The organism is Rhodanobacter sp. Soil_C_14 (assembly GCF_057657335.1).
In genome coordinates, this window is the sequence record NZ_JBDGIQ010000003.1 from 411,157 (window position 1) to 432,355 (window position 21,199).

Sequence of the window (21,199 nt, forward strand, 5' to 3'; positions counted from 1 at the left end):
AACCACGCACGATGACCCGTCGCCCGCTCAGCCTGATCACCGGCGCTTCTTCCGGCATTGGTGCCGAGTTCGCCCGCCAGCTCGCGGCCCTTGGTCACGACCTGGTGCTCACCGCCCGCCGGACCGAACGGATGGAAGCGCTCGCCGTCGAACTGCGCGCAGCCCACGCCGTCGACATCACCGTGCTGCCCTTCGACCTTGCCGATCCATCGGCGCCGCAGCGGTTGTGCGAAGCGCTGGAGCAACGCGGCCTGCAGGTGGACTGGCTGATCAACAATGCCGGCTACGGCGTGCCGGGCACCTTCGTTGCCAACGACTGGAAGACCCATGCCGACTTTCTTCAGGTGTTGATGACCGCGCCCACCGAACTGGTCTGGCGGGTGCTGCCCGGCATGCGCGAGCGCGGCCACGGCCGCATCATCAACGTCGCCTCCCTGGCCGGCCATGTTCCGGGTCCGGCGGGACACACCTTGTACGCGGCCAGCAAGGCCTATCTCATCAAGTTCTCGCAATCGCTTTGCCTGGAGAACCAGGCAGCCGGCGTGCACGTCAGCGCCTTGTGCCCCGGCTTCACCTGGTCCGAATTCCACGACGTTACCGGCACCCGCGACAAGATGAACAAGCTGCCCGGCTTCATGTGGCTCACCGCGGCGGAAGTGGTGCGCCAGGGCATCGTCGCCGTTGAGCGCGGTGATGCCGTGTACATCCCCGGTCGGGTCAACCGGACCATCAAGCGGGTCGTCCAGCTGATGCCGGACCGACTGGCCATGTGGCTCTCGGCACGGGAGTCGAAGCGTTACCGGAATACCCAGGTGTAGACCGATACGCAGGCACGCTCCGCGCCGTCCCTTATTGTTGAACCCACGCTCGCCACCGGCTTCTCACCATGTCACTGTTTCCCACCCAGATGCGACCGTTGCCCTACCGCAAGCCCGTCGAAGGCCGCGATTACTGGGTGGTCGACGACGTGCTGCCGAATGCCGACGAGGTGCGCGCGCGCTGCCTGGCCAAGACCGATTGGGAAATGGGCTATCCGTACACCGGCGAGGTATGGCCGGGAATGCGGGCGATTCCCGCCTTGCTGGACGACGAACTGGCCGCGCTGGACAAGCGGGTATGCGAGCTGACCGGAGCGAAGAAACTCTGGGTCGAGCAAACCGAGGCCGGCCTGCGGCTCAACCACAACTGCGTGCAAGTCGTCGGCTCGGTCGAGGGCTCGGTCAAGCCGCACACCGACTCGACGAATCTGTGCCGCTACGCGGCGGTGCTCTATCTGAATCCCGACGTGCCGGCACACTGCGGCACGAGCTTCTTTCGCCAGCGCATGCCCGGTGGCCAGCTGGGCGGGAACATCGTGATGCCGCCGCATCGGAATCTGGCCGAGGCCCTGGGCAATCGCTTCGTCCAGCCGAATGCCTTTGTCGAGGACGTGCGGGTGGATCATCGCTGCAACCGGCTGCTGGTCTACAAGGCCAACCTGATCCACAGCGCGAGTGCGTACTGGGGGCAGGAGCTGGCGGCCAAGCGGATGACGGCGGTGTTCTTCTGGATGGCGTGAGGAGCAGCACCCCCATCCGGCCTGCGGCCACCTTCCCCCGCGGGCGGGGGAAGGAAGCTGAGGGCACGCGTTCGCGCGCGGGAGGAAACAAGCTGATCAGATCAGCTTGATCTCGCGCAGCCGCTGCAGCAGGTATTCGTGCGAGGTGATGGAGGTGTCGTAGCGGCGCGGGTTGTCCGGCGTGATGCAGGAGTCCAGCGGGTCCAGCACCACGTCCGGGTTCGGGTGCAGGAAGAACGGCACCGAATAACGCGGCTTGCGCGCGTTCTCGTTCTGCGGGTTGACCACCCGGTGCGAGGTCGACGGATACACGTGGTTGCTCAGGCGCTGCAGCATGTCGCCGATGTTCACCACGATCGCGTCGCCCTCGGTGGTGATCGGCAGCCACTCGCCGTGGCTCAGCACTTCCAGGCCCTCGGCGCTGGCGCCAACCAGCAGGGTGATGAAGTTGATGTCCTCGTGCGCACCGGCGCGCACGTTGGGAATGTTGTCCTGGGTGATCGGTGGATAGTGGATCGGCCGCAGGATCGAGTTGCCGACGTCGGTCTTGTCCTCGAAGAAGTTTTCCGCCTCGCCGATGTGCAGGGCCAGCGCACGCAACACGCGCGTGCCCAGCTGGTCCAGCGCCTCGTACAGGCCATAGCCGTACTGCTTGAAGTCCGGCACTTCGCTGGGCCACACGTTGGGCGGCATCACGTCGGCGAATTTCGAGTCGCGCGGAATCTCGCGGCCGACATGCCAGAACTCCTTGAGGTCGGCGTACTGGCTGTCCTTGGCCGTCTCCACCTTGAACGGCGTGTAGCCGCGCGCGCCGCCGCTGCCGGCGAGGTGGTACTTCATCTTGGTTTCGGTGGGCAACGCGAAGAAGCGCTGGAACACGTCGTACGAGCCGTCGATCAGTTCGCGCGGAATGCCGTGGCCGCTGATGCAGCAGAAACCGAATTCGCGATAGGCCGCGCCGAGCTCGGCGACGAAGGCATCGCGCTCCGTGTCGTAACGGCGGATGTCGAGGGTTGGAACATTCTTCATGGCTGTAGTCACCAGGTTGGGCGTGCGGTCGGATGATCCGCCACCGCAGGGGCGGGGCACGTCGGGCCAATCCATGGCGACCCGGTGCTGCTACAGGTTCACGAGCGTTCGGCTGCGGATTTTACCGTTGCCGCGAGCTTCTCTGCCAGCTGTTGCACTTCCGCTGCGTCGGCGCCTTCCACGGTGACCCGCACCAGCGGCTCGGTGCCCGAGGCGCGCAGCACTACGCGACCGCGACCCTGCAGCACCCGCTCCACTTCGGCCAGAGCCTGCTTGACCTCGTCGCTGGCTAGCGAACGACGGGCGCCCACGGCGCGCACGTTCAGCATCACCTGGGGCATTTTCTGCAGCCCCTGCCGCGCCGTGGCGAGATCCTCGCCCGAACGCGCCAATGCCTCCAGCACGGCCAGCGCGGCGACGATGCCGTCGCCGGTGGTGGCCCGATCCAGGCACAGGATGTGGCCGGAGGTCTCGCCGCCGAGCACGCCTTCGTGCTGGCGCAACTGCTGCATCACGTAGCGATCGCCGACGTTGGCCCGAATCAGCGGCACGTCGAGTTTGGCCAGCGCCAGCTGCAGGCCGTAGTTGCTCATCAGGGTGCCGACCACCGGGCCGTTCAGCGCGCCGTGCGCGTGCCAGCTGCGCGCCAGCACGTAGAGGATGTCGTCGCCGTCGGCGAGTGCGCCGTGGCGGTCGACCAGCTGCACCCGGTCGCCGTCGCCATCGAAGGCGATGCCGAGATCGGCACCGTGGGCCAGCACCGCCTGCTGCAAGGCCTGCGGATGGGTCGAGCCGACATCGCGATTGATGTTGAAGCCGTCCGGCTTGTCGCCGATGGCGATCACCTCGGCGCCCAGTTCGGCGAACACCTTGGGCGCCACCTGGTAGGTCGCGCCATGGGCGCAGTCGAGCACCAGCTTCAGCCCGTGCAGGCTGAAGTCCTCTGCCACCGTGGTCTTGCAATACTCGGCGTAGCGGGACACCGCGTCGTCGATGCGGCGGGCCTTGCCGAGCCGTTCGGAGGCCACCGTGACGAACGCCGCATCGACTTCCTGCTCGATCGCCAGCTCGACTTCGTCGGACAGCTTCTCGCCATTGGCCGAAAAGAACTTGATGCCGTTGTCGTGGTGCGGGTTGTGCGAGGCGCTGATCACGATGCCGGCCTGGGCACGCATCGAGCGGGTCAGGTAGGCCACCGCCGGCGTCGGCATCGGACCGAGCAGGCCTACGTCGGCACCAGCCGCCACCAGCCCGGCTTCCAGCGCCGATTCGAACATGTAGCCCGAGATGCGGGTGTCCTTGCCGATCAGCACCTTGGGACGATCCTTCCGCTCACGCGCCAGCACGCTGCCGACGGCGCGGCCCAGCTGCAGCATGAAGTCGGCGCTGATCGGCCATTGTCCGACCAGGCCACGAATGCCATCGGTGCCGAAGTATTTGCGTTGATTCATCGTTGTGGGGATCTCGGGTGTCTTGCGGGAACGCAGCCGGCTCGCCGGCGCGTCATTCAATCGTCGTCGGGCCAGCGCGGCGCCGCCGGCGGCGCACTGCGCCGGGGCACGGCGTCCACCGCATGCACGCCCCGCCATACCGCCAGCGCGTCCACGGTCGCCGCCACGTCATGTACGCGAACCATGCGTGCTCCGCGCTGAACGGCGATCAGCGCGGCCGCCACGGAGCCCGCCTGTCGCTCGCCCGGCACGCTGCGACCGGTCAGCGTGCCGATCATCGACTTGCGCGACAAGCCGGCGTAGACGCCACTGCCCAGGCTGGCGAACTGTTCCAGCGCCGACAGCAGGGCCAGGTTGTGCTCCAGCGTCTTGCCGAAGCCGAAACCGGGATCGACCAGCACCTTGCGACGATCGATGCCGGCCAGCTCGCAGGCGAACAGCCGGTCGGTGAGGAAGCGATGCACCTCGCCGACCACGTCGTCGTAATGCGGCTCGTCCTGCATGCTGCGCGGCTCGCCCTGCATGTGCATCAGGCACACGGGCACGCCCAGTTCGGCAACCGCGTCCATCGCGCCATCGCGGCGCAGCGCGTAGACGTCGTTGATCATGCCGGCGCCGGCGGCGACCGCGGCGCGCATCACCTCGGGCCGCGAGGTGTCGACGGCGATCGGCAACGAGGTGCGCGCCACCAGCTGTTCGACGACCGGCACCACGCGTTGCAGTTCCTCTTCCAGCGCAACCTCGGCCGCGCCCGGCCGGGTCGACTGGCCGCCGACGTCCAGCATGTCGGCGCCCTCCTCCGCCATGCGCACGCCATGCGCCACGGCAGCATCCACGCTGTCATGCAGGCCGCCGTCGGAGAACGAATCGGGGGTGACGTTGAGGATGCCGACCACCCGGGCGCGATCCAGCCGCAGCGGACGTCCGGCACAGTCCAGCACCGTGGCAAACAAGTCGTTCGACATGCTCATGGCCTCGTCAGATGCAATCAGCGGTGTGCCACTCAGGCACCGACCTTGCCGCCCAGCTCACCCATGAAACGGCGGTAATGGCGCAGTTCGGCGATGGAGTCGCGGATGTCGGACAGCGCCGTATGCGCCGACTCCTTGCCCACGCCCTTGGCGATCTCCGGCGCCCAGCGCCGCGCCAGTTCCTTCAGCGTGGACACGTCCAGGTTGCGGTAATGGAAGTAGCGCTCCAGCCGCGGCATCTGCCGGTGCATGAAACGGCGATCCTGGCAGATCGAGTTGCCGCACATCGGCGACTTGCCCGGCGGCACCCAGGCGCGCAGGAATTCCACGGTGGCCTGCTCGGCCATCGCATGGTCGGTTTCCGAGATCAGCACCTGCCGCCACAGGCCGGACTTGTGGTGCTGGTTGGTGTTCCAGCTGTCCATCGACTCCAGCTGATCGATCTCGTGGCGGATCGCAAACACCGGCCCGTCGGCCAGCACGTTCAGTTCCTTGTCGGTAACCACCGTGGCGATCTCCAGAATCGAGTCGTTGTCGGTGTCGAGGCCGGTCATCTCCAGATCGATCCAGATCAGGTTTTCTTCGTGGGCTTGGCTCATGGGTTCTCCTTGTGCGGGGGAGTTTATCAGCCTTGCCGACCTCGCCATGCCGGCAAGGCACGGCGCCATGCGATCATCGCCGGATGCAGACCTTCTTCTGGCATGACTACGAAACCTCCGGCGCCGACCCGCGCCGGGACCGGCCGCTGCAGTTCGCCGGCATCCGCACCAGCATGGCGCTGGAGATCATCGGCGAACCGGTGATGTTCTACGGCAAGCCGTCGCGGGAGATGCCGCCGCACCCCGACGCCTGCATGATCACCGGCATCACGCCGCAGCAGGCCGAACTCGACGGCGTCAACGAGGCCGACTTCGCCGCCCGCGTGCATGAAGAGCTGGCCCGGCCGGGCACCTGTGGCGTGGGCTACAACTCGCTGCGCTTCGACGACGAGTTCACCCGCCAGATGCTGTACCGCAACTTCCACGAGCCCTACGGCCGCGAGTGGGAGAACGGCAATTCGCGCTGGGACCTGATCGACCTGGTGCGCATGTGCCAGGCGCTGCGCCCCGAGGGCATCGTGTGGCCAACGCGCGAGGACGGTTCGCCCAGCTTCAAACTGGAGCACCTGGCGCGCGCCAACGGGCTGAACCAGCAACGTGCCCATGACGCGCTGTCCGACGTCTACGCGCTGATCGACCTGGCCCGGCTGATCCGGGTGCGCCAGCCGCGGCTGTGGGACTGGCACTACGCGCTGCGGCGCAAGCAGAAGGTGTTCGAACTGCTCGACGTGGTGAACATGACGCCGCTGGTGCACGTGTCCTCGCGTTATCCGGCGAGCCGTCACTGCCTCACCGTGATCGCGCCGCTGGCCGCCCATCCCAGCCGCGCCGGCGAGGTGATCGTGTACGACCTGGCGACCGATCCAGCCGCATGGCTGGCGCTGGACGAGGACGAGATCGCCGACCGCATCTTCACCCCGCGCGCCGACCTGCCCGAAGGAGTCGAGCGGATTCCGCTGCGCACCGTGCGCGCGAACCACGCGCCGGCGCTGGCACCATTGTCCGTGCTGAAGGGCGTGGACCTGACGCGGCTGCAACTGGATCTTCCTCGCTGCCAGGCCCATCGCGACATGCTGCACGCCGCCACCGGCCTGCCCGAAAAGCTGCGCCGGGTGTTCCAGCGCGCCGCCGAACTGCCGCCGCCCGAAGATCCCGAGCTGGCCCTGTACGGCGGCGGCTTCCTGCCCGATGCGGACAAGCGCCTGCTCGCCCAGGTGCGCGCCACGCCGCCAGAGGAACTGGGCAGCCGTCCGTTTCCTTTTCGCGACGCGCGTTACCCGGAACTGCTGTTTCGCTACCGCGCACGCAACTGGCCCGAGACGCTGGATGCCGACGAACGCCTCCGCTGGGAGCGCTTCCGCCAGGCACGACTGACCCGGCACACGCCGCTGACCGGGTTGACCCTGGACGACTACTTCGCCCGCATCGCCGAGCTGCGCGGCGATCCGCAGGCGCAGGACAGGCAGGGTCTGCTCGACCGGTTGCAGGCCTGGGGCGAACAGCTTGCCGACAGCCTCGGCGATACCTGAGACGCACACCGCCACCGCAGCACGATGGCGGGCATTGCCCGCCCTGTTCCCCTCTCGACGAACCCCCATGTCCAGAAGCTATTTCACCCCCGCCACATTCCGCTTCCTGCGCTCGCTTGGAAACAACAACAACCGCGAATGGTTCCACGCGCACAAGGACGACTACGAGCGCCATGTGCGCGAGCCGTTCCTGCAACTGATCACCGACCTGCAGGCGCCGCTGGCGAAGATCAGCAGCCACTACCGCGCCGATCCGCGCAAGAGCGGCGGCTCGCTGTACCGCATCTATCGCGACACCCGCTACTCGAACAACAAGCTGCCGTACAAATCGTGGCAGGGCTCGCGCTTCACCCATGAGCGACGCCACGAGATCCAGGCACCGGGCTTCTACCTGCACATCGAGCCGGGCGACTGTTTCGCCGGCGGTGGCCTGTGGCATCCGGAGCCGGATGCGTTGAAGCACATCCGCGAATTCCTGGTCGACAACCCGGCCGCATGGAAACGTGCCACGCAGAGCAAGGCATTCCGCGAACACCTGCAATTGGGCGGCGAGTCATTGATTCGCCCGCCGCGCGGCTACGACCCCACGCACGAGCTGATCGACGATCTCAAGCGCAAGGACTTCGTCGCCACCATGCCGCTTGGCGAAGAGCTGGCCTGCTCCGACGAACTGCTGCCGTGGACGGTGGCCGCGTTCAAGCGCGTCGCGCCGCTGGTCGACTACCTGTGTGCGGCGCAGGAGCTGGAGTTCTAGCCGTCAGCCACGTCACGTCCCCGCAGGCGCAGCGCGACGGCGACTCCGATAAGCGCGGCAAACGCCACGTAGTGCGCCGGCGCCAGCACGCCGAACTGCTTCACCAGCCAGCCGATCAGCGGCGGGGTGATGCCGCCGAACAGCGCATAGGCGATGTTGTACGAGAACGACAGGCCGGAAAAACGCACCGCCGGCGGGAACGCCGCCACCATCAGCGCGGGAACGACACCCACCACGCCGACCGCCAGTCCGGTCAACGCGTAGAGCGCGAGGAAATGCCCGGCGCCGACCTGCAGGTCGAGGTAGAGCGCATAGCTGCACAGCAGCAGGCCGATCGCGCCGAGCAGCAGCGTCCGCGCGTAACCGATCCGGTCGGCCAGCCAGCCGTATCCGAGACAGCCCAGCGCCAGCGCGAACGAGGCCAGGTTGTTGCCCAGGAACGCCCGCGCGGGAGCGACATGAAAAGCCGACTGCACGATCGACGGCGTCATCAGGATGATCACCAGGATCGCCGCGGTAAGCATCCACGTCACCAGCATCGACAGCAACACACTCGGCAGATGTCGTTCGAACACGAGCCGCAATGGCAAGCCGCTGGCCAGTTCCCTGCGCGCATGCATCGCCTGGAACACCGGCGTCTCGCTGAGCCAACGGCGCAACCATACCGCGCAGAAGCCGAATACGCCGCCGACCAGGAACGGCAGGCGCCAGCCCCAGTCCAGCACCGCCGCGGGCGTCAGCCGGCTGTTGATCGCCGCCGCCACCAGCGAGCCGATCAGGATGCCGACGGTCAGGCCCGAGGTGAGGCTGGCGCAGGCGAAGCCCACCCGTCGCGCAGGCACGTGCTCGGCCACGAACACCCAGGCGCCCGGCACCTCGCCGCCCACCGCGATGCCTTGCACCACGCGCAGCAGCAGCAACAGCAGTGGCGCCAGCATGCCGATCTGCGCATGGGTCGGCAGCAGGCCGATGCCCAGCGTGGGCACCGCCATCAGGAACACGCTGAGCGTGAACATGCGCTTGCGCCCCAGCTTGTCGCCGTAATGCGCCATCACGATGCCGCCCAGCGGCCGCGCCAGATAACCCGCGGCAAAGATGCCGAACACCTGCAACTGGGCCAGCCACGGCGCCGTGTCGTGGGGAAAGAACAACTGGCTCAGCGGGATCGCGAAGAACACGAACACCACGAAGTCGTAGAACTCCAGCGCACCGCCCAGGGCGGCCAGCAGCAAGGTCTTCACGTCGCGCCTGTCGAGGCGGTCGCGATCGGGCAAGGCAGCAACGGCAGGCATCTCGACCACGCAGGCATCCCAAGCGTAAAGCGCGCAACCTTAGCGCACACCGGCGCTGCGGCGGTTGTGCACTTGCGTCAAGACGCGCACGTATGGCGCTGCTAGAGTCCATACCGTGCCGCACGGTCTGGGGGGATCTGGCGACACGTCCTGACGATGTCCTGGACATCACCTGTAGTCGGCCTGCCTGCAACACAGGGGGTTTGGCGTACCTGTGGCTGCACCCGGTTGGCTCCGCCCGCGGCATTCCGCCGCCTTGATGGGGAGAGATCAACGTGCGACGTACAACCTTGATGTTGGCACTGGCCCTGAGCTGCGCCACGGCGCAGGCAGCCACCACCGGCGTGGCCCTGGTCCACGGCACCGGCAACCAGACCGATGCGTACAACGACTACTGGCAATCCGACATGGTCGAAGGCGTGCGCAACGGCCTGACCGACCGCAGCAACCTGCTGGTGGTCAACTGCGACTTCAACCAGTACATGTGGGACGACCGCGCCGCCGGCTGCCTGGCCACCCAGCTCACCAGCTTCATCCAGAACCGCCACATCGATCGGCTGGTGGTGATCACCCACTCCAACGGCGGCAACGTGATGCGCTGGATCCTGTCCAACCCGACCTGGGACGCGCGTTACCCCGCGATCATCAGCCGCATCGTCAAGGTCGACGCGATCGCGCCCTCCAGTGCCGGCACGCCGCTGGCCAATGCGGTGATGGCCGGCAACGTGTTCGAGTCGGCGCTGGGCTGGCTGCTCGGCTACAAGACCGACGCCGTGCGCCAGCAGCAGACCGGCTGGATGGCCACCTACAACCAGCAATACCTGCTGGGCACGTCCGGCCGACCGGGTCTGCCGGTGCCGTTCCGCGACGTGGTGGGCACGGACGTGGTGTCGGGCCTGTTCAGCAGCCAGGCCTACTGCGGCGGCTACACCCAGAGCGTGGGGCTGGAGATCACCCAGAACTGGTTGAGCAGCTGCTCGGACGGCTTCATCGAATGTTCCAGCGCGTCGGCGGCCGGCACCGTGTGGTTCCGCGACACCCAGCGCACCGGCGGCTCCGTGCTGAACCACAACCAGAGCCGGCGCGCCTGTTTCGGCCTGCCGTCCATTCTCGCCAACGACATCAGGGGATGATCACCATGAAGAAAGGGATACTCGCAAGCGCATTGCTGGTGATCTTCGCCGCCGCGCCGGCCATGGCCGGCACCCACGTGCTGTTGCCGGCGCAAGCTGATGACATGGTTCCGCCCAGCCTGCAGGCACGCAGCGCCGGCACCCGCTTGACCGCCACATCCGCCGCCGCGACGCGCATGCATGTCGAGCGCCGGCCGGTCAGCGTGAGCTGGCCGCTGGCGCAGGACGCCACGCTGCAGGCGGTGCCGCAAGCGTTTTCGCGCAGCAGCCGCGAATACTGGCGCGACGTATCGGCCACGGAACTCCAGCAGGGCCTGAAGCTGCCGCTGACCGCACCGGGCGCGATCATCCGCCTGAGTCCGGGCGACCAGGCGGTCGGCAAGCTGGACCCGGCCAGTGTGCGGCTGCAACTGGGCCGGCAATCGCTGAGCGCAGCGGCGGCCAGCAGCCAAGTCGCCGACACCGCCCAGCTGCACGCCGCCGGCATGGACGTTCCGGCCGCCTCGATGGTGATGCGGCTGAAGCCCGAGCTGGGCAGCGGCGTGGCCACCTTGCAGGTCGCCTCCGCCCGCGGCCGCTACGTGGTGCATGTGTTCGAGCCGCAGAGCCCGTTCGCCGTCACCGCCCAGGGCAACCGCGACGACCTGCTGCTGGGCGAGGCGGTCAAGGTGCGGGTGGTCCTGCGTGACGCCGATCGCGCCTTGCCGCTGAGCTCGGTGGGCGGCCTGCTGCGCGCACCCGATGGCAGCACCACGCCGCTCAGCTTCCGTCGCCAGGCCGATGGCAGCTTCACCGTCGATGTCCGTCCGCACAGCATCCCGACCACACCGGGCCTGTGGGAGGTGCACAGCTTCACGCAAGGCACCGACAGCGCCGGGCACGAGATCCGTCGCGACACCACCACGGTGTTCGCCGCCGCCCAGCCCGATGCCCGGCTCAGCGGCGTGGCCAGCACCGCGGTCGCCACCGATCGCGGCCTCGACATCAGCTTGGGCGTCGATGCCGTCTCGGCCAGCCGCTACGCCGTTTCGGCGGTGCTGTACGGGCGCGGTGCCGACGGCCGGATGGTGCCGGCGGCGTTCGCCCAGTCGGCCAACTGGCTGCCGGCCGGCAAGGGCCAGCTGACCCTGCACTACGACCCGCACAGCCTGCAGGGCATCGGCGCACCGTACGAACTGCACGACCTGCGCCTGCAAGATCAGCCGGCGGTCGGATTGCTCGAACGCCGTGCCGTGGCGATGCGCTTCGACACGCCCTGACTGACCCGTTCCGTCGCCAGGGACGGCGACGGAAACGGCATGATGGACGGTGCGCGAACATGCTTGAGCTGGTGCGCCCGCGAGCTGCCACGGCAGCCACATGGGCGCGCCGGCCATCTCCTTCCTCTTGCAGCAGGAGTAAACGTGATGAACATGAGCAAGCGTCTGGCTGCCGAGTTCTTCGGCACGTTCTGGCTGGTTCTGGGTGGATGCGGCAGCGCCGTGCTGGCCGCCGGCTTTCCGCAACTGGGTATCGGTTTTGCCGGGGTGGCATTCGCGTTCGGCCTCACCCTGCTGACCATGTGCTACGCGATTGGCCACATTTCCGGCTGCCACATCAATCCGGCGGTCACCTGCGGTCTTGCCGCCGGCGGTCGCTTCCCGCTGAAAGACGTGATTCCGTACATCGTCGCGCAGGTGCTCGGCGGCCTGCTCGCCGGGCTGGTGCTGTACACGATCGCCTCGGGCAAGCCCGGCTTCGACGCCGCCGCAAGTGGTTTCGCCTCCAACGGCTACGGCGCGCATTCGCCGGGCGGCTATTCGATGGGCGCCGCGGCGCTGTGCGAGATGGTGATGACCGGCTTCTTCATCTTCATCATCATGGGCGCCACGCACAAGAGTGCGCCGGTGGGTTTCGCCGGCATCGCGATCGGCCTGGCGCTGACCCTGATCCACCTGATCAGCATCCCGGTCACCAACACCTCGGTGAACCCGGCGCGTTCGACCGGCGTGGCGGTTTTCCAGGGTGGCTGGGCGCTGGATCAGCTGTGGTTCTTCTGGGTCATGCCGATCATCGGCGGCATCGTCGGCGGCGTGATCTATCGCTACCTGTGGAGCGACCGGCTGGAGCAGCCGGCGATCAAGGGCGACGCCGCCTGAGCGGCACGGCGCGCGGCCAGCAAGGTCGCGCGCCCTGCTTCACGCCCGGGCAAACGGAAAGGCCAGCACGTCGGCAATCGCGTCCGTGTCGGCCAGGCACATCAGCAGGCGTTCCACGCCCAGCGCCACGCCGGCGCAGTCAGGCATCGCATCCAGTACGCCCAGCAGGTTTTCATCCAGCGGAATCTCGCGCAGGCCGCGTTCGCGACGCACGGTGTTGTCGCGCTCGAAACGCGCGCGCTGTTCGGCCGCATCGTTCAGTTCGTGATAGCCGTTGGCCAGTTCGTAGCGGCCCAGGTAGAGCTCGAAGCGCTCGGCCAGCGGCGGCTCGCCCAGGCGGATCTTCGCCAGCGCGCACTGGCTCGCCGGGTAGTCGTGGATCACCGTGATGCGATCGCGGGGAAACATCGGCTGCAGCTTGTGGGTGATCAACAGGTCGAGCCAGTCGTCATGCCCCAGCCCCTCCGGGCCGATGCCGAATTCCGCCAGCGGCGCGCGCAGTTCGTCGATCGACGCGTGGACGGGATCGATGCCCAGGCCGTCGAGGAACAGCTGCCGGTAACTGGTCACCACCACCTCGGCACGCCGACCGCGCATCGCCAGCGCCGCTTCCACCAACTCGATCGTCTCGCTCATCAGCCGCCGGTGATCCCAACCGACCCGATACCACTCCAGCATGGTGAACTCGGGATTGTGCCGACCGCCCGCCTCGCCATTGCGGAACACCCGGCCCAGCTCGTAGCAATCGCCGATGCCCGCGGCCAGCAAGCGCTTCAGTGGATACTCCGGCGACGTGCGCAGCCAGCGCTCACGTGCGCCCGCATCGACATGACCGCTGAAAATGCTGCCGAAGCTCTCGATGTTGGGGTCGGTATTGCCCGCCGCGGACAGCATCGGGGTTTCCACCTCCAGCACGTTGCGCTCGGCGAAGAACGCGCGCAACAAGGTGTACAGCCGTGCGCGCAGTTCCAGCGTGGCGCGTGGGGACATCGTCATCAGGTGCGCTCGTGCTCATCGAGCAGGGCAAGCAACTGCGCCTCGTCCCACACCGGCACGCCCAGCTCCTTCGCCTTGTCGAGCTTGGAGCCCGCTTCCTCGCCGGCGACGACCACGCTGGTCTTCTTCGACACCGAACCGGACACCTTGGCACCCAGCGCTTCGAGCCGGTCCTTCGCCTGATCGCGACTGAGCGACGCCAGGCTGCCGGTGAGCACGAAGGTCTGCCCGGCCAGCGGCGCATGGGACACTTCGGCCGCGGCGGGCATCGCCTCCAGCAGATGCTGCATCGACGCCTCGGCGCCCTGCAGTTCGGCATGGGCCGCCGGATCGGCCAGGAAGGCTTCCAGCCCGCTCGCCGCCACCTGGGGCACGCCGGCGGTGATCCAGTGCGCCGCCCCGCCCGCCTGCAGTTTCTGCAAGGTGGGAAAGTGTTCGGCGAGCAGCTTGCTACTCTTGGGGCCGAGCTTGCTGATCTTCGCCATGTCCAGCAACACGCCAAGATTCAACCGCTCGCGCAGCAGCGGCGATGGCGCGGCTTCGTCGCTGAAGCTGATGCCGGCGGCCAGCAACTGGTCGACCACCTGCTGGTTGCCGTCCTGCGCGAAGAAGCCGGCGATCGACCGGGCCACTTCTTCGCCGATGTCCGGCAGCACGCGCAGCAGCGGTGCCGGCGTGCTGCGCACGAAATCGAGCCGACCCAGCCACGCGGCCAGGGTTTTCGCCGTGCTTTCGCCAATGTGCATGATGCCCAGCGCGTAGAGGAAGCGGGCCAGCGTGGTGTGCTTGCTGGCCTCGATGCCGACGACCAGGTTCTCCGCCCACTTCGTCGCCACCTTGCCGGCCTTCACCGTTTCCGGGGTGGTGCCATCGCGCTCGTCGATGCGCCGTTTCATGTCGACGAAATCGTCCACGCCCATGCCGTACAGGTCGGCCGGCGTGTGCACCAGGTCGAGCTCCACCAGCGCCTCGGCAAAGCGCTCGCCCAGGCCTTCGATGTCCATCGCGCGACGCGAGGCGAAATGGATCAGCGCCTCCTTGCGTTGCGCGGCGCAGATCAGTCCGCCGGAACAGCGCCAGGCCGCCGCGCCCTCCTCGCGGATCAGCGCAGAATCGCAGATCGGGCAGCGCGTGGGCATGGTCCACGGCTGCGTGCCTTGCGGCCGCAGGTCCTCCACCACGCGCACCACTTCGGGAATCACGTCGCCGGCGCGGCGCACGATCACGGTGTCGCCCACGCGGGCATCCAGGCGTGCCACCTGGTCGGCGTTGTGCAGGGTGGCATAGGTCACGGTGACGCCGCCCACCTGTACCGGCTCCATCCGCGCGCGCGGGGTGGCGGCGCCGGTGCGGCCGATCTGGATCTCGATGTCGAGCAGGCGGGTGGTCTGTTCCTGCGCCGGAAACTTGTGCGCGATGGCCCAGCGCGGTGCGCGCGAGACGAAGCCCATCTCGCGCTGGCCGGCGTAGTCGTCCAGCTTGTAGACCACGCCGTCGATGTCGTACGGCAGGCTGTCGCGCTTCGCGCCGATGCGGCGGAAATAGGCGATCAGGCCATCGAAGCCGCGCGCCACATCCACTTCCGGCGAGACCGGAAAGCCCCACTCGCGCAGTTGCTGCAAGGTGGCCGAATGGGTCGGCGGCAATTCGCCGCCCTCGACCACACCGATCGCGTAGGCGAAGAAGCTGAGGCGCCGCTTCGCGGTGATCGCCGGATCGAGCTGGCGCAGCGAACCGGCCGCGCCGTTGCGCGGGTTGGCCAGCGGCTTTTCGTCGTGCTTGCGGGCGTATTCGTTGAACGCCTCGAAATCCTTGCGCAGCATGATCACTTCGCCGCGCACTTCCAGCACGGCAGGCCAGCCGGAACCGCGCAGCTTCAGCGGGATCGCCCGCACGGTGCGCAGGTTCGCGGTGACATCCTCGCCGGTCTCGCCGTCGCCGCGGGTGGCGCCCTGCACGAACACGCCGTCCTCGTAGCGCAGGCTGATCGCCAGGCCGTCGAGCTTCGGCTCCACCGAGAACACCGGAGTCCTGCGTTCGAGCGTGTGCTCGATCCGTCGTTCGAAGTCGGCGATTTCGCGGAAACGCTCGCGCTCGCTCTCGCCTTCCTGTTCGAACGCATTGCCCAGCGAAAGCATCGGCAAGGCATGCCGTACTTCGGCAAAGCCGCCGCTAGCCCGCGCGCCCACCTTGCGGGTCGGCGAATCGGCGGTGGCCAGTTCGGGCCATTCCGCCTCCAGCGCTTCCAGTTCGCGCATCCGGCGGTCGTACTCGGCGTCGGTGATGTCCGCGTCGTCGAGCACGTGGTAGCGGTAGTTGGCCTGCTCGATCTGCGCCCGAAGCGCGACGCTGCGGGCAACGATGTCGGCGGGAACCGGGCGTTCGGTCATGCGGGTCTCCTTCGGATCACCCCGCAGTTTAACGACACCGGCACGCGATGCGGCCTCAGCGGTGGAAGTGTCCGGCGGCCTCGGGCTGGTAGGTGATCTCCAGCACTTTCAGGCGACGCTTGCGGCCGTCCGGGGTGGGCCAGTCGATCTGCTGGTCGCGCGCCAGTCCAAGCAGGGCGCTGCCCACGGGAGCCAGGATCGACACGGTGCCGGCCGTGCCGGCCGACGCGGGGTAGACCAGGGTCAGGGTCAGCTGCTCGCCGTTGCTTTCGTCCTCGAAGGTGACGGTCGAATTCATCGTCACGACGTGGTCTGGCATCGCCGACGGCTCGACCACTTCGGCACGATCCAGCTCCGCGCGCAGCGCGTCCAGCTTGTCGGCTTCCGCCGTCGGCAGACGCTCCAGCAGCGCTTCGATGCGCTCCATGTCGATGCGGGAAACAGTGATCGGTGGCTTGCTCATGGCTTTTCCTGATGCTCGCGGCTCCTGCCGCGCAAAAGCACACGCCGGAACGAAGCCGCTCCGGCGCGTGTGGTTGATAAGGCCGTGATACCTGTATGGGCATGACCGGCAGATGAAACAAGGTTCACTGTGATGACAGTGGCAGCAGAAATCAAGCCACCGGGGCCGCTATCATGGCCGGCCATGCCTGTTCGAAGCCCCGTGGTCCCTGACGTTGCACCGCTTTCCGCGCCCGATCCCCTGGCCGGCGCCGTCGAAGCCGACGAGCCGACCTCGCGTGAACGCTACCGCGGCCTGCTGTGGCTGGTTGCCGCAGCCTTCTTCATGCAGGCGCTCGATTCCACCGTGGTCAACACCGCGGTGCCGGCGATGGCCGAGGCACTCAAGGTCACGCCGCTGGGCATGCGCACGGCGCTGACCAGCTATGTGCTGACCCTGGCCATCCTGATTCCCGCCAGCCCGTGGCTGTGCGACCGCTTCGGCACCCGCCGCGTGTTTGGTGCGGCGATCGTCGTGTTCGGCCTGGGCTCGTTGCTGTGCGGTATCGCGCAAACGCTGCCGCAACTGGTGGCGGCCCGTGTGCTGCAAGGCGTGGGCGGCGCCTCGCTGATGCCGGTGGGGCGTTATGTACTGGTGCGCAGCATCGACCGGGGCGAGTTCGTGCGGGCGATGAGCACGGTGGCCACCTTCGGCCTGCTCGGCTCGGTGCTCGGTCCGCTGCTGGGCGGCGCGCTGGTGGAGTTCACCTCGTGGCGGCTGATCTTCCTGATCAACGTGCCGGTGGCGATCGCCGGCGTGTGGATGAATAGGCGCGACATGCCGGAGTACCGGCTCGATCACGCCAACCGCTTCGACCTGGTCGGCTTCCTGCTGTTCGGCGCGGCCTCGGCGTTGCTGCTGACCGCTTCCGAGTTGGCCGGCTCGACCCCGGTGCCGTGGTCGCGCATGGGCCTGTGCACGCTGGCCGCCCTGCTGCTGGGCGCGATCTATCTGTGGCACAGCCGGCGCACCGAGCATCCGGTGGCCGACCTGGCACTGCTGCGCGTGCGCAGCGTGTCGGTGGCGATCGCCGGCGGGCTGTTCACCCGGCTGGGCATTTCGGGCATGTTCCTGCTGCTGGTGTTGTTCCTGCAGGTCGGCTGCGGCTGGTCGCCACTGGCGGCCGGCCTGATGATGGTGCCGCAGGCACTGGGTTCGATCATGGCGAAGTGGGCGGTCAATCGGGCGCTGGTGCACTACGGCTATCGTCGCCTGCTGATCGGCAACACGCTGATCGTGGCGGCCCTGCTGGCGACGTTCGCGCTGCTCGGCCCCGCCACGCCGGTGTGGCTGATCGCCGTGCTGACCTTCGCCTACGGCGCATTCGCCGGCCTGCAGTACACCACGATGAACACACTGATCTATGTCGACCTGGACATCCGGCATGCGTCGATGGCCTCCTCGATGGCCTCCACCGTGCAGTACCTGGCGATGAGTTTCGGCATTGCGCTGGCCACGCTGCTGATGGAATTCATGCTCACCGGACACGCGCACGAAAACTACGTGATGGCGTTCCGCTGGACCGTGCTGCTGCTGGCGCTGGTCACCGCGGGAGCAAGCCGGGTGTTCAGCCGGCTGCGCCCGGAGCGGCGGCCCGACCTCGCCGCGCCTTCGGACTGACCGCGACGGGTTGCGCCGGCCTCGGCCAGCGGCTGCTACCCTTCCTGTCAACCGATATCACGTTCTTGCCCAAGGATCTTCCATGCGATGGTTTGCCGCCCTGGCGCTCCTGTACGCCAGCACGCCGCTGATGGCGGCCGAAACCGGCGCCGGGGTGAACTTCCACCTGGTGGCGCACCCGATCGGCTGGGTGGCGCTGGCGCTGTTCGTGCTGGCCTACGTGGCGGTGATCCTCGAAGAGCGCATCCACATCGCCAAGTCCAAGCCGGTGATGCTGGCCGCTGCGCTGATCTGGGGCATGATCGCCTGGCAGAACGGTGGCACCGGCACGGACGCCAACCTCACTCGCGAAGCGTTCGAGGCGATGTTCCTCGAGTACGCGGAGATCTTCTTCTTCCTGGTCGTGGCGATGACCTACGTGACCGCGATGGGCGAGCGCGACGTGTTCGAGGCCTTGCGCTCGCAGCTGATCCGCTACGGCTTCAGCTATCGCAGCCTGTTCTGGATCACCGGCCTGCTCGCCTTCCTGATCTCGCCGGTGCTGGACAACCTGACCACCGCGCTGGTGATGTCGGCGGTGATCCTGGCCGTGGGTGCCGGCAACACGCGTTTCATCACGCTGGCGATGATCAACCTGGTGGTGGCGGCGAATGCCGGCGGCGCCTGGAGCGCGTTCGGCGACATCACCACGCTGATGGTGTGGCAGGCCAACAAGGCACAGTTTTTCGACTTCTTCCGGCTGTTCTTCCCGGCCGTGGTGAACTGGCTGGTGCCGGCGCTGATCATGTTTGTCGCGCTGCCGAAAGGCCGGCCGGCGAGCACCGAAAGTCACAGCCGGATCAAGCATGGCGGCATCAGCATCTGCCTCACGTTCGCGTTGACCATCGCGATCACCGTGGTCGGCCGCCAGTGGCTGGGCATGCCCGCCGCCTACGGCATGCTCACCGGCCTGGCCCTGCTGAACCTGCTGGCCAGCCGCATCGACTATCGCCAGCGCCACTACGCGCTGGCGCACGGCGCCGAAGAACAGGGCTATTCGATCTTCCGCATCATCGCCAACGCCGAGTGGGACACGCTGCTGTTCTTCTACGGCGTGTTCGCCTGCGTCGGGGGGCTGGCTGCGCTGGGCTACCTGGAACTGGCCTCGACCCGGCTCTATGGCAACCTCGGACCGACCACGGCGAACGCCGCGATGGGCGTGCTCTCGTCGGTGGTCGACAACATCCCGATCATGTTCGCAGTGATCAAGATGAACCCGCCGATGGACGCCTCGCAATGGTTGCTGATCACGCTGACCGCCGGCGTGGGCGGCAGCCTGCTGTCGGTCGGCTCGGCAGCGGGCGTGGCGCTGATGGGCGCAGCGCGGGGCCAGTACACCTTCATGAGCCACCTGCGCTGGAGCTGGGCGATCGCGCTGGGCTACGCCGCCAGCATCGCCCTGCACCTGTGGCTGACCCGGTTCGTGTTCGGCTGATCGAAGAGCGCGTCGCGCAAAAACATCGCCAGCGGTGGCCCTGTACCATTGAGCGCTTGCCCGACGGAACGACGATCCATGCACCACGCCGCCGACATCCTGCTGACCCTGTTCGTCATCTTCGTCGCCGCGCAGATCGGCGCGGAAATCGCCCAGCGGATAAAGCTGCCCGGCGTGGTCGGCGAGATCGCCGCCGGCTGCGTGATCGGACCGTCGCTGCTGGGCTGGCTGAGCCCGGAGCAGATCCTGCCCGGCACGCCGCTGGACGTGCTGGCCGAGATCGGCGTGGTGCTGCTGCTGTTTTCGGTAGGCCTGGAAACGCGGCTGGATGATCTGAAAAAGGTCGGCAAGAGCGCCCTGCTGGTCGGCGTGCTCGGCGTGATCATTCCCTTCGTGGCCGGCGCGCTGTGGGCGCATGGCGAAGGTTTCGAATGGATCAAGTCGATGTTCGTGGCGGCCGCCTTCGTCGCCACCTCGGCCGGCATCACGGCGCGGGTGCTGCAGCAACTGGGCGTGCTCCAGCGCATCGAGAGCAGGGTGATCCTGGGGGCGGCGGTGATCGACGACATCCTGGCCATGCTGCTGCTCGGCGTGGTTTCCTCGCTGCAGGGCGGCGGTTCGCTGGACCTGCATTCGCTGCTGCTGACCCTGGCCGGCGCGATCGGATTCGTGGCGATCATCGGCTGGGGTGGCTCGCAGGTGATGCGGCGTCGCTCGGGCTGGCTGGAGGCGCCGATCAGTCCGCACTCGGCATTGAGCGTGGTGCTGGCGATCTGCCTGGGCCTGGCATGGCTGTCCACGCGCTTCGGACTGGCCGCGATCATCGGCGCGTTCCTGGCCGGCATGATCGCCTCGGAAACCCGCCAGCGGAAGGAGCTGGAGCACCAGACCCTGCCGCTGCTGTCCTTCCTCACGCCGTTCTTCTTCGTGGTCACCGGCGCCAAGGTCAACCTGGCCGAATTGGCCAGCGTGGATGCGCTGCTGATGCTGCTGGTCGCCACCGCGATCGCGATCGTGTCGAAGTTGCTGGGCGGTTTCCTGGGCTCGCTGTCGCTGGGCCGGCGCAGCGCCACCATCATCGGCTTCGGCATGGTGCCGCGCGGCGAGGTAGGTGTGGTGATCGCCAGCCTGGGCCTGGCCGCGGGCGTGTTCAGCGACCGCATCTACGCCGTCATCGTGGCGATGTCCCTGCTCACCGCGATGGTCACGCCGCCGCTGCTGGCCTGGCTGCTCCGCCGCGGCGAAGCCGGCGAAGCAGCCGGGTGACCCTCGGCCCGCCAGGACAATCCACCCACGGCAAGCGGAGTCGGCCTATGCTGGGCGCTGCCGGAAGCAAACGGGGGTAGCACCGCGTGGATACGAACAAAACCGTCCTCATCGTCGACGACGACAACATGGTGCTGGAATCCATCGACCTGTTGCTGTCGGCTGCCGATGGCCTGCAGAGCATCCGCGCGCTGGGCTCTGCCGGCGCGATGAGCCACCTTCGACAGGCGCACGTCGACGTGGTCGTCGCCGACGTGATTCTCGCCGGCAGCGTCTCCGGCATCGACATCTGCCACGAGGCGATCAGGCACAACGACGAGGTGGCCATCGTGGTGATCACCGCCGACACCGAAGTCCACGTGCACGACATTCCCGATCGCGGCGTGTTCCTGCGCAAGCCGTTCGGCGCGGCCGAGCTGCTGGCGGCGATCGGCCTGGCGCTGGGCAAAGTCCGGCGGCGCTGAACCAGGTCGTGCCCGTCGGCGGGCAGCGGACTG

The 21,199-nt window shown here is 67.6% G+C and carries 19 protein-coding genes; 11 read left to right on the plus strand and 8 right to left on the minus strand.

Annotated elements, in window-relative coordinates; genetic code table 11:
* The first annotated feature begins 11 nt into the window (after nucleotides 1-11).
* Nucleotides 12-818 carry an SDR family NAD(P)-dependent oxidoreductase gene (locus AC3A56_RS10425; RefSeq protein ID WP_487770262.1) on the plus strand — a complete coding sequence of 269 codons (807 nt, stop codon included), beginning with the start codon at nucleotides 12-14 and terminating at the stop codon, nucleotides 816-818.
* 68 nt (nucleotides 819-886) lie between these two features.
* Nucleotides 887-1,558 (plus strand): DUF6445 family protein, encoded by a 672-nt coding sequence (locus AC3A56_RS10430; protein WP_056765149.1) that lies wholly within the window; start codon nucleotides 887-889, stop codon nucleotides 1,556-1,558.
* Nucleotides 1,559-1,654: 96 nt separating this feature from the next.
* On the opposite strand, the gene AC3A56_RS10435 is transcribed toward AC3A56_RS10430, so the two are convergent.
* The 4 genes from AC3A56_RS10435 to orn form a co-directional block, all read right to left on the minus strand.
* Nucleotides 1,655-2,587 (minus strand): isopenicillin N synthase family dioxygenase, encoded by a 933-nt coding sequence (locus AC3A56_RS10435; RefSeq protein WP_056719103.1) that lies wholly within the window; start codon nucleotides 2,585-2,587, stop codon nucleotides 1,655-1,657.
* Nucleotides 2,588-2,685: 98 nt separating this feature from the next.
* Entirely contained in the window at nucleotides 2,686-4,038 is a 1,353-nt protein-coding gene (gene glmM, locus AC3A56_RS10440) for a phosphoglucosamine mutase (protein ID WP_056765152.1), read from the minus strand.
* Nucleotides 4,039-4,094: 56 nt separating this feature from the next.
* Entirely contained in the window at nucleotides 4,095-5,009 is a 915-nt protein-coding gene (gene folP / locus AC3A56_RS10445) for a dihydropteroate synthase (protein ID WP_487770263.1), read from the minus strand.
* A 32-nt stretch (nucleotides 5,010-5,041) separates the two neighbouring features.
* On the minus strand, nucleotides 5,042-5,608 hold the full coding sequence (gene orn, locus AC3A56_RS10450; RefSeq protein WP_056719097.1) for an oligoribonuclease: 567 nt from the start codon (nucleotides 5,606-5,608) through the stop codon (nucleotides 5,042-5,044).
* 83 nt (nucleotides 5,609-5,691) lie between these two features.
* Here orn and sbcB point away from each other — a divergent pair, with 83 nt between their 5' ends.
* Nucleotides 5,692-7,137, plus strand: a complete 1,446-nt coding sequence (gene sbcB, locus AC3A56_RS10455) for an exodeoxyribonuclease I (RefSeq protein WP_487770264.1) — start codon at nucleotides 5,692-5,694, stop codon at nucleotides 7,135-7,137.
* A 67-nt stretch (nucleotides 7,138-7,204) separates the two neighbouring features.
* A complete protein-coding gene (locus AC3A56_RS10460) occupies nucleotides 7,205-7,891 on the plus strand; it encodes a DUF2461 domain-containing protein (RefSeq protein WP_487770265.1) in 687 nt (228 codons plus the stop codon).
* Here the strand turns inward: AC3A56_RS10460 and AC3A56_RS10465 are convergent.
* Nucleotides 7,888-9,183 (minus strand): MFS transporter, encoded by a 1,296-nt coding sequence (locus tag AC3A56_RS10465; RefSeq protein WP_487770295.1) that lies wholly within the window; start codon nucleotides 9,181-9,183, stop codon nucleotides 7,888-7,890. The two genes, AC3A56_RS10460 and AC3A56_RS10465, sit on opposite strands and share 4 nt — an antisense overlap.
* 293 nt (nucleotides 9,184-9,476) lie before the next feature.
* Between AC3A56_RS10465 and AC3A56_RS10470 the strand changes: the two genes are divergently transcribed.
* From AC3A56_RS10470 to aqpZ, 3 genes are all read left to right on the plus strand, one after another.
* Nucleotides 9,477-10,316: a hypothetical protein gene (locus AC3A56_RS10470; RefSeq protein WP_082542697.1), complete on the plus strand. Its 840-nt coding sequence runs from the start codon at nucleotides 9,477-9,479 to the stop codon at nucleotides 10,314-10,316.
* 5 nt (nucleotides 10,317-10,321) lie between these two features.
* The gene (locus AC3A56_RS10475) at nucleotides 10,322-11,575 is read left to right on the plus strand and encodes a DUF4785 domain-containing protein (protein ID WP_487770266.1); all 1,254 of its coding nucleotides are present in this window, start codon (nucleotides 10,322-10,324) and stop codon (nucleotides 11,573-11,575) included.
* A 147-nt stretch (nucleotides 11,576-11,722) separates the two neighbouring features.
* The gene (gene aqpZ / locus AC3A56_RS10480; protein WP_487770267.1) at nucleotides 11,723-12,454 is read left to right on the plus strand and encodes an aquaporin Z; all 732 of its coding nucleotides are present in this window, start codon (nucleotides 11,723-11,725) and stop codon (nucleotides 12,452-12,454) included.
* A gap of 39 nt (nucleotides 12,455-12,493) precedes the next feature.
* On the opposite strand, the gene epmA is transcribed toward aqpZ, so the two are convergent.
* The 3 genes from epmA to rnk are packed head-to-tail and all read right to left on the minus strand — an operon-like array spanning nucleotide 12,494 to nucleotide 16,303.
* Nucleotides 12,494-13,450 (minus strand): EF-P lysine aminoacylase EpmA, encoded by a 957-nt coding sequence (gene epmA / locus AC3A56_RS10485; RefSeq protein ID WP_487770268.1) that lies wholly within the window; start codon nucleotides 13,448-13,450, stop codon nucleotides 12,494-12,496.
* Entirely contained in the window at nucleotides 13,450-15,840 is a 2,391-nt protein-coding gene (gene ligA, locus AC3A56_RS10490) for an NAD-dependent DNA ligase LigA (protein WP_487770269.1), read from the minus strand. The genes epmA and ligA overlap by 1 nt, the downstream gene beginning before the upstream one ends.
* A 55-nt stretch (nucleotides 15,841-15,895) precedes the next feature.
* Complete coding sequence (gene rnk, locus AC3A56_RS10495; protein ID WP_007808798.1) at nucleotides 15,896-16,303, minus strand: nucleoside diphosphate kinase regulator; 408 nt, start codon at nucleotides 16,301-16,303, stop codon at nucleotides 15,896-15,898.
* 201 nt (nucleotides 16,304-16,504) lie between these two features.
* Here rnk and AC3A56_RS10500 point away from each other — a divergent pair, with 201 nt between their 5' ends.
* The 4 genes from AC3A56_RS10500 to AC3A56_RS10515 all read left to right on the plus strand — a co-directional run bounded on the left by AC3A56_RS10500 (nucleotide 16,505) and on the right by AC3A56_RS10515 (nucleotide 21,166).
* The gene (locus AC3A56_RS10500) at nucleotides 16,505-17,962 is read left to right on the plus strand and encodes an MFS transporter (protein WP_487770270.1); all 1,458 of its coding nucleotides are present in this window, start codon (nucleotides 16,505-16,507) and stop codon (nucleotides 17,960-17,962) included.
* An 82-nt stretch (nucleotides 17,963-18,044) separates the two neighbouring features.
* The gene (gene nhaD / locus AC3A56_RS10505) at nucleotides 18,045-19,436 is read left to right on the plus strand and encodes a sodium:proton antiporter NhaD (protein WP_487770271.1); all 1,392 of its coding nucleotides are present in this window, start codon (nucleotides 18,045-18,047) and stop codon (nucleotides 19,434-19,436) included.
* A gap of 78 nt (nucleotides 19,437-19,514) precedes the next feature.
* Nucleotides 19,515-20,702: a cation:proton antiporter gene (locus tag AC3A56_RS10510; RefSeq protein WP_487770272.1), complete on the plus strand. Its 1,188-nt coding sequence runs from the start codon at nucleotides 19,515-19,517 to the stop codon at nucleotides 20,700-20,702.
* An 86-nt stretch (nucleotides 20,703-20,788) separates the two neighbouring features.
* Nucleotides 20,789-21,166: a response regulator gene (locus AC3A56_RS10515; RefSeq protein ID WP_056719070.1), complete on the plus strand. Its 378-nt coding sequence runs from the start codon at nucleotides 20,789-20,791 to the stop codon at nucleotides 21,164-21,166.
* The last annotated feature ends 33 nt before the right edge of the window (nucleotides 21,167-21,199 follow it).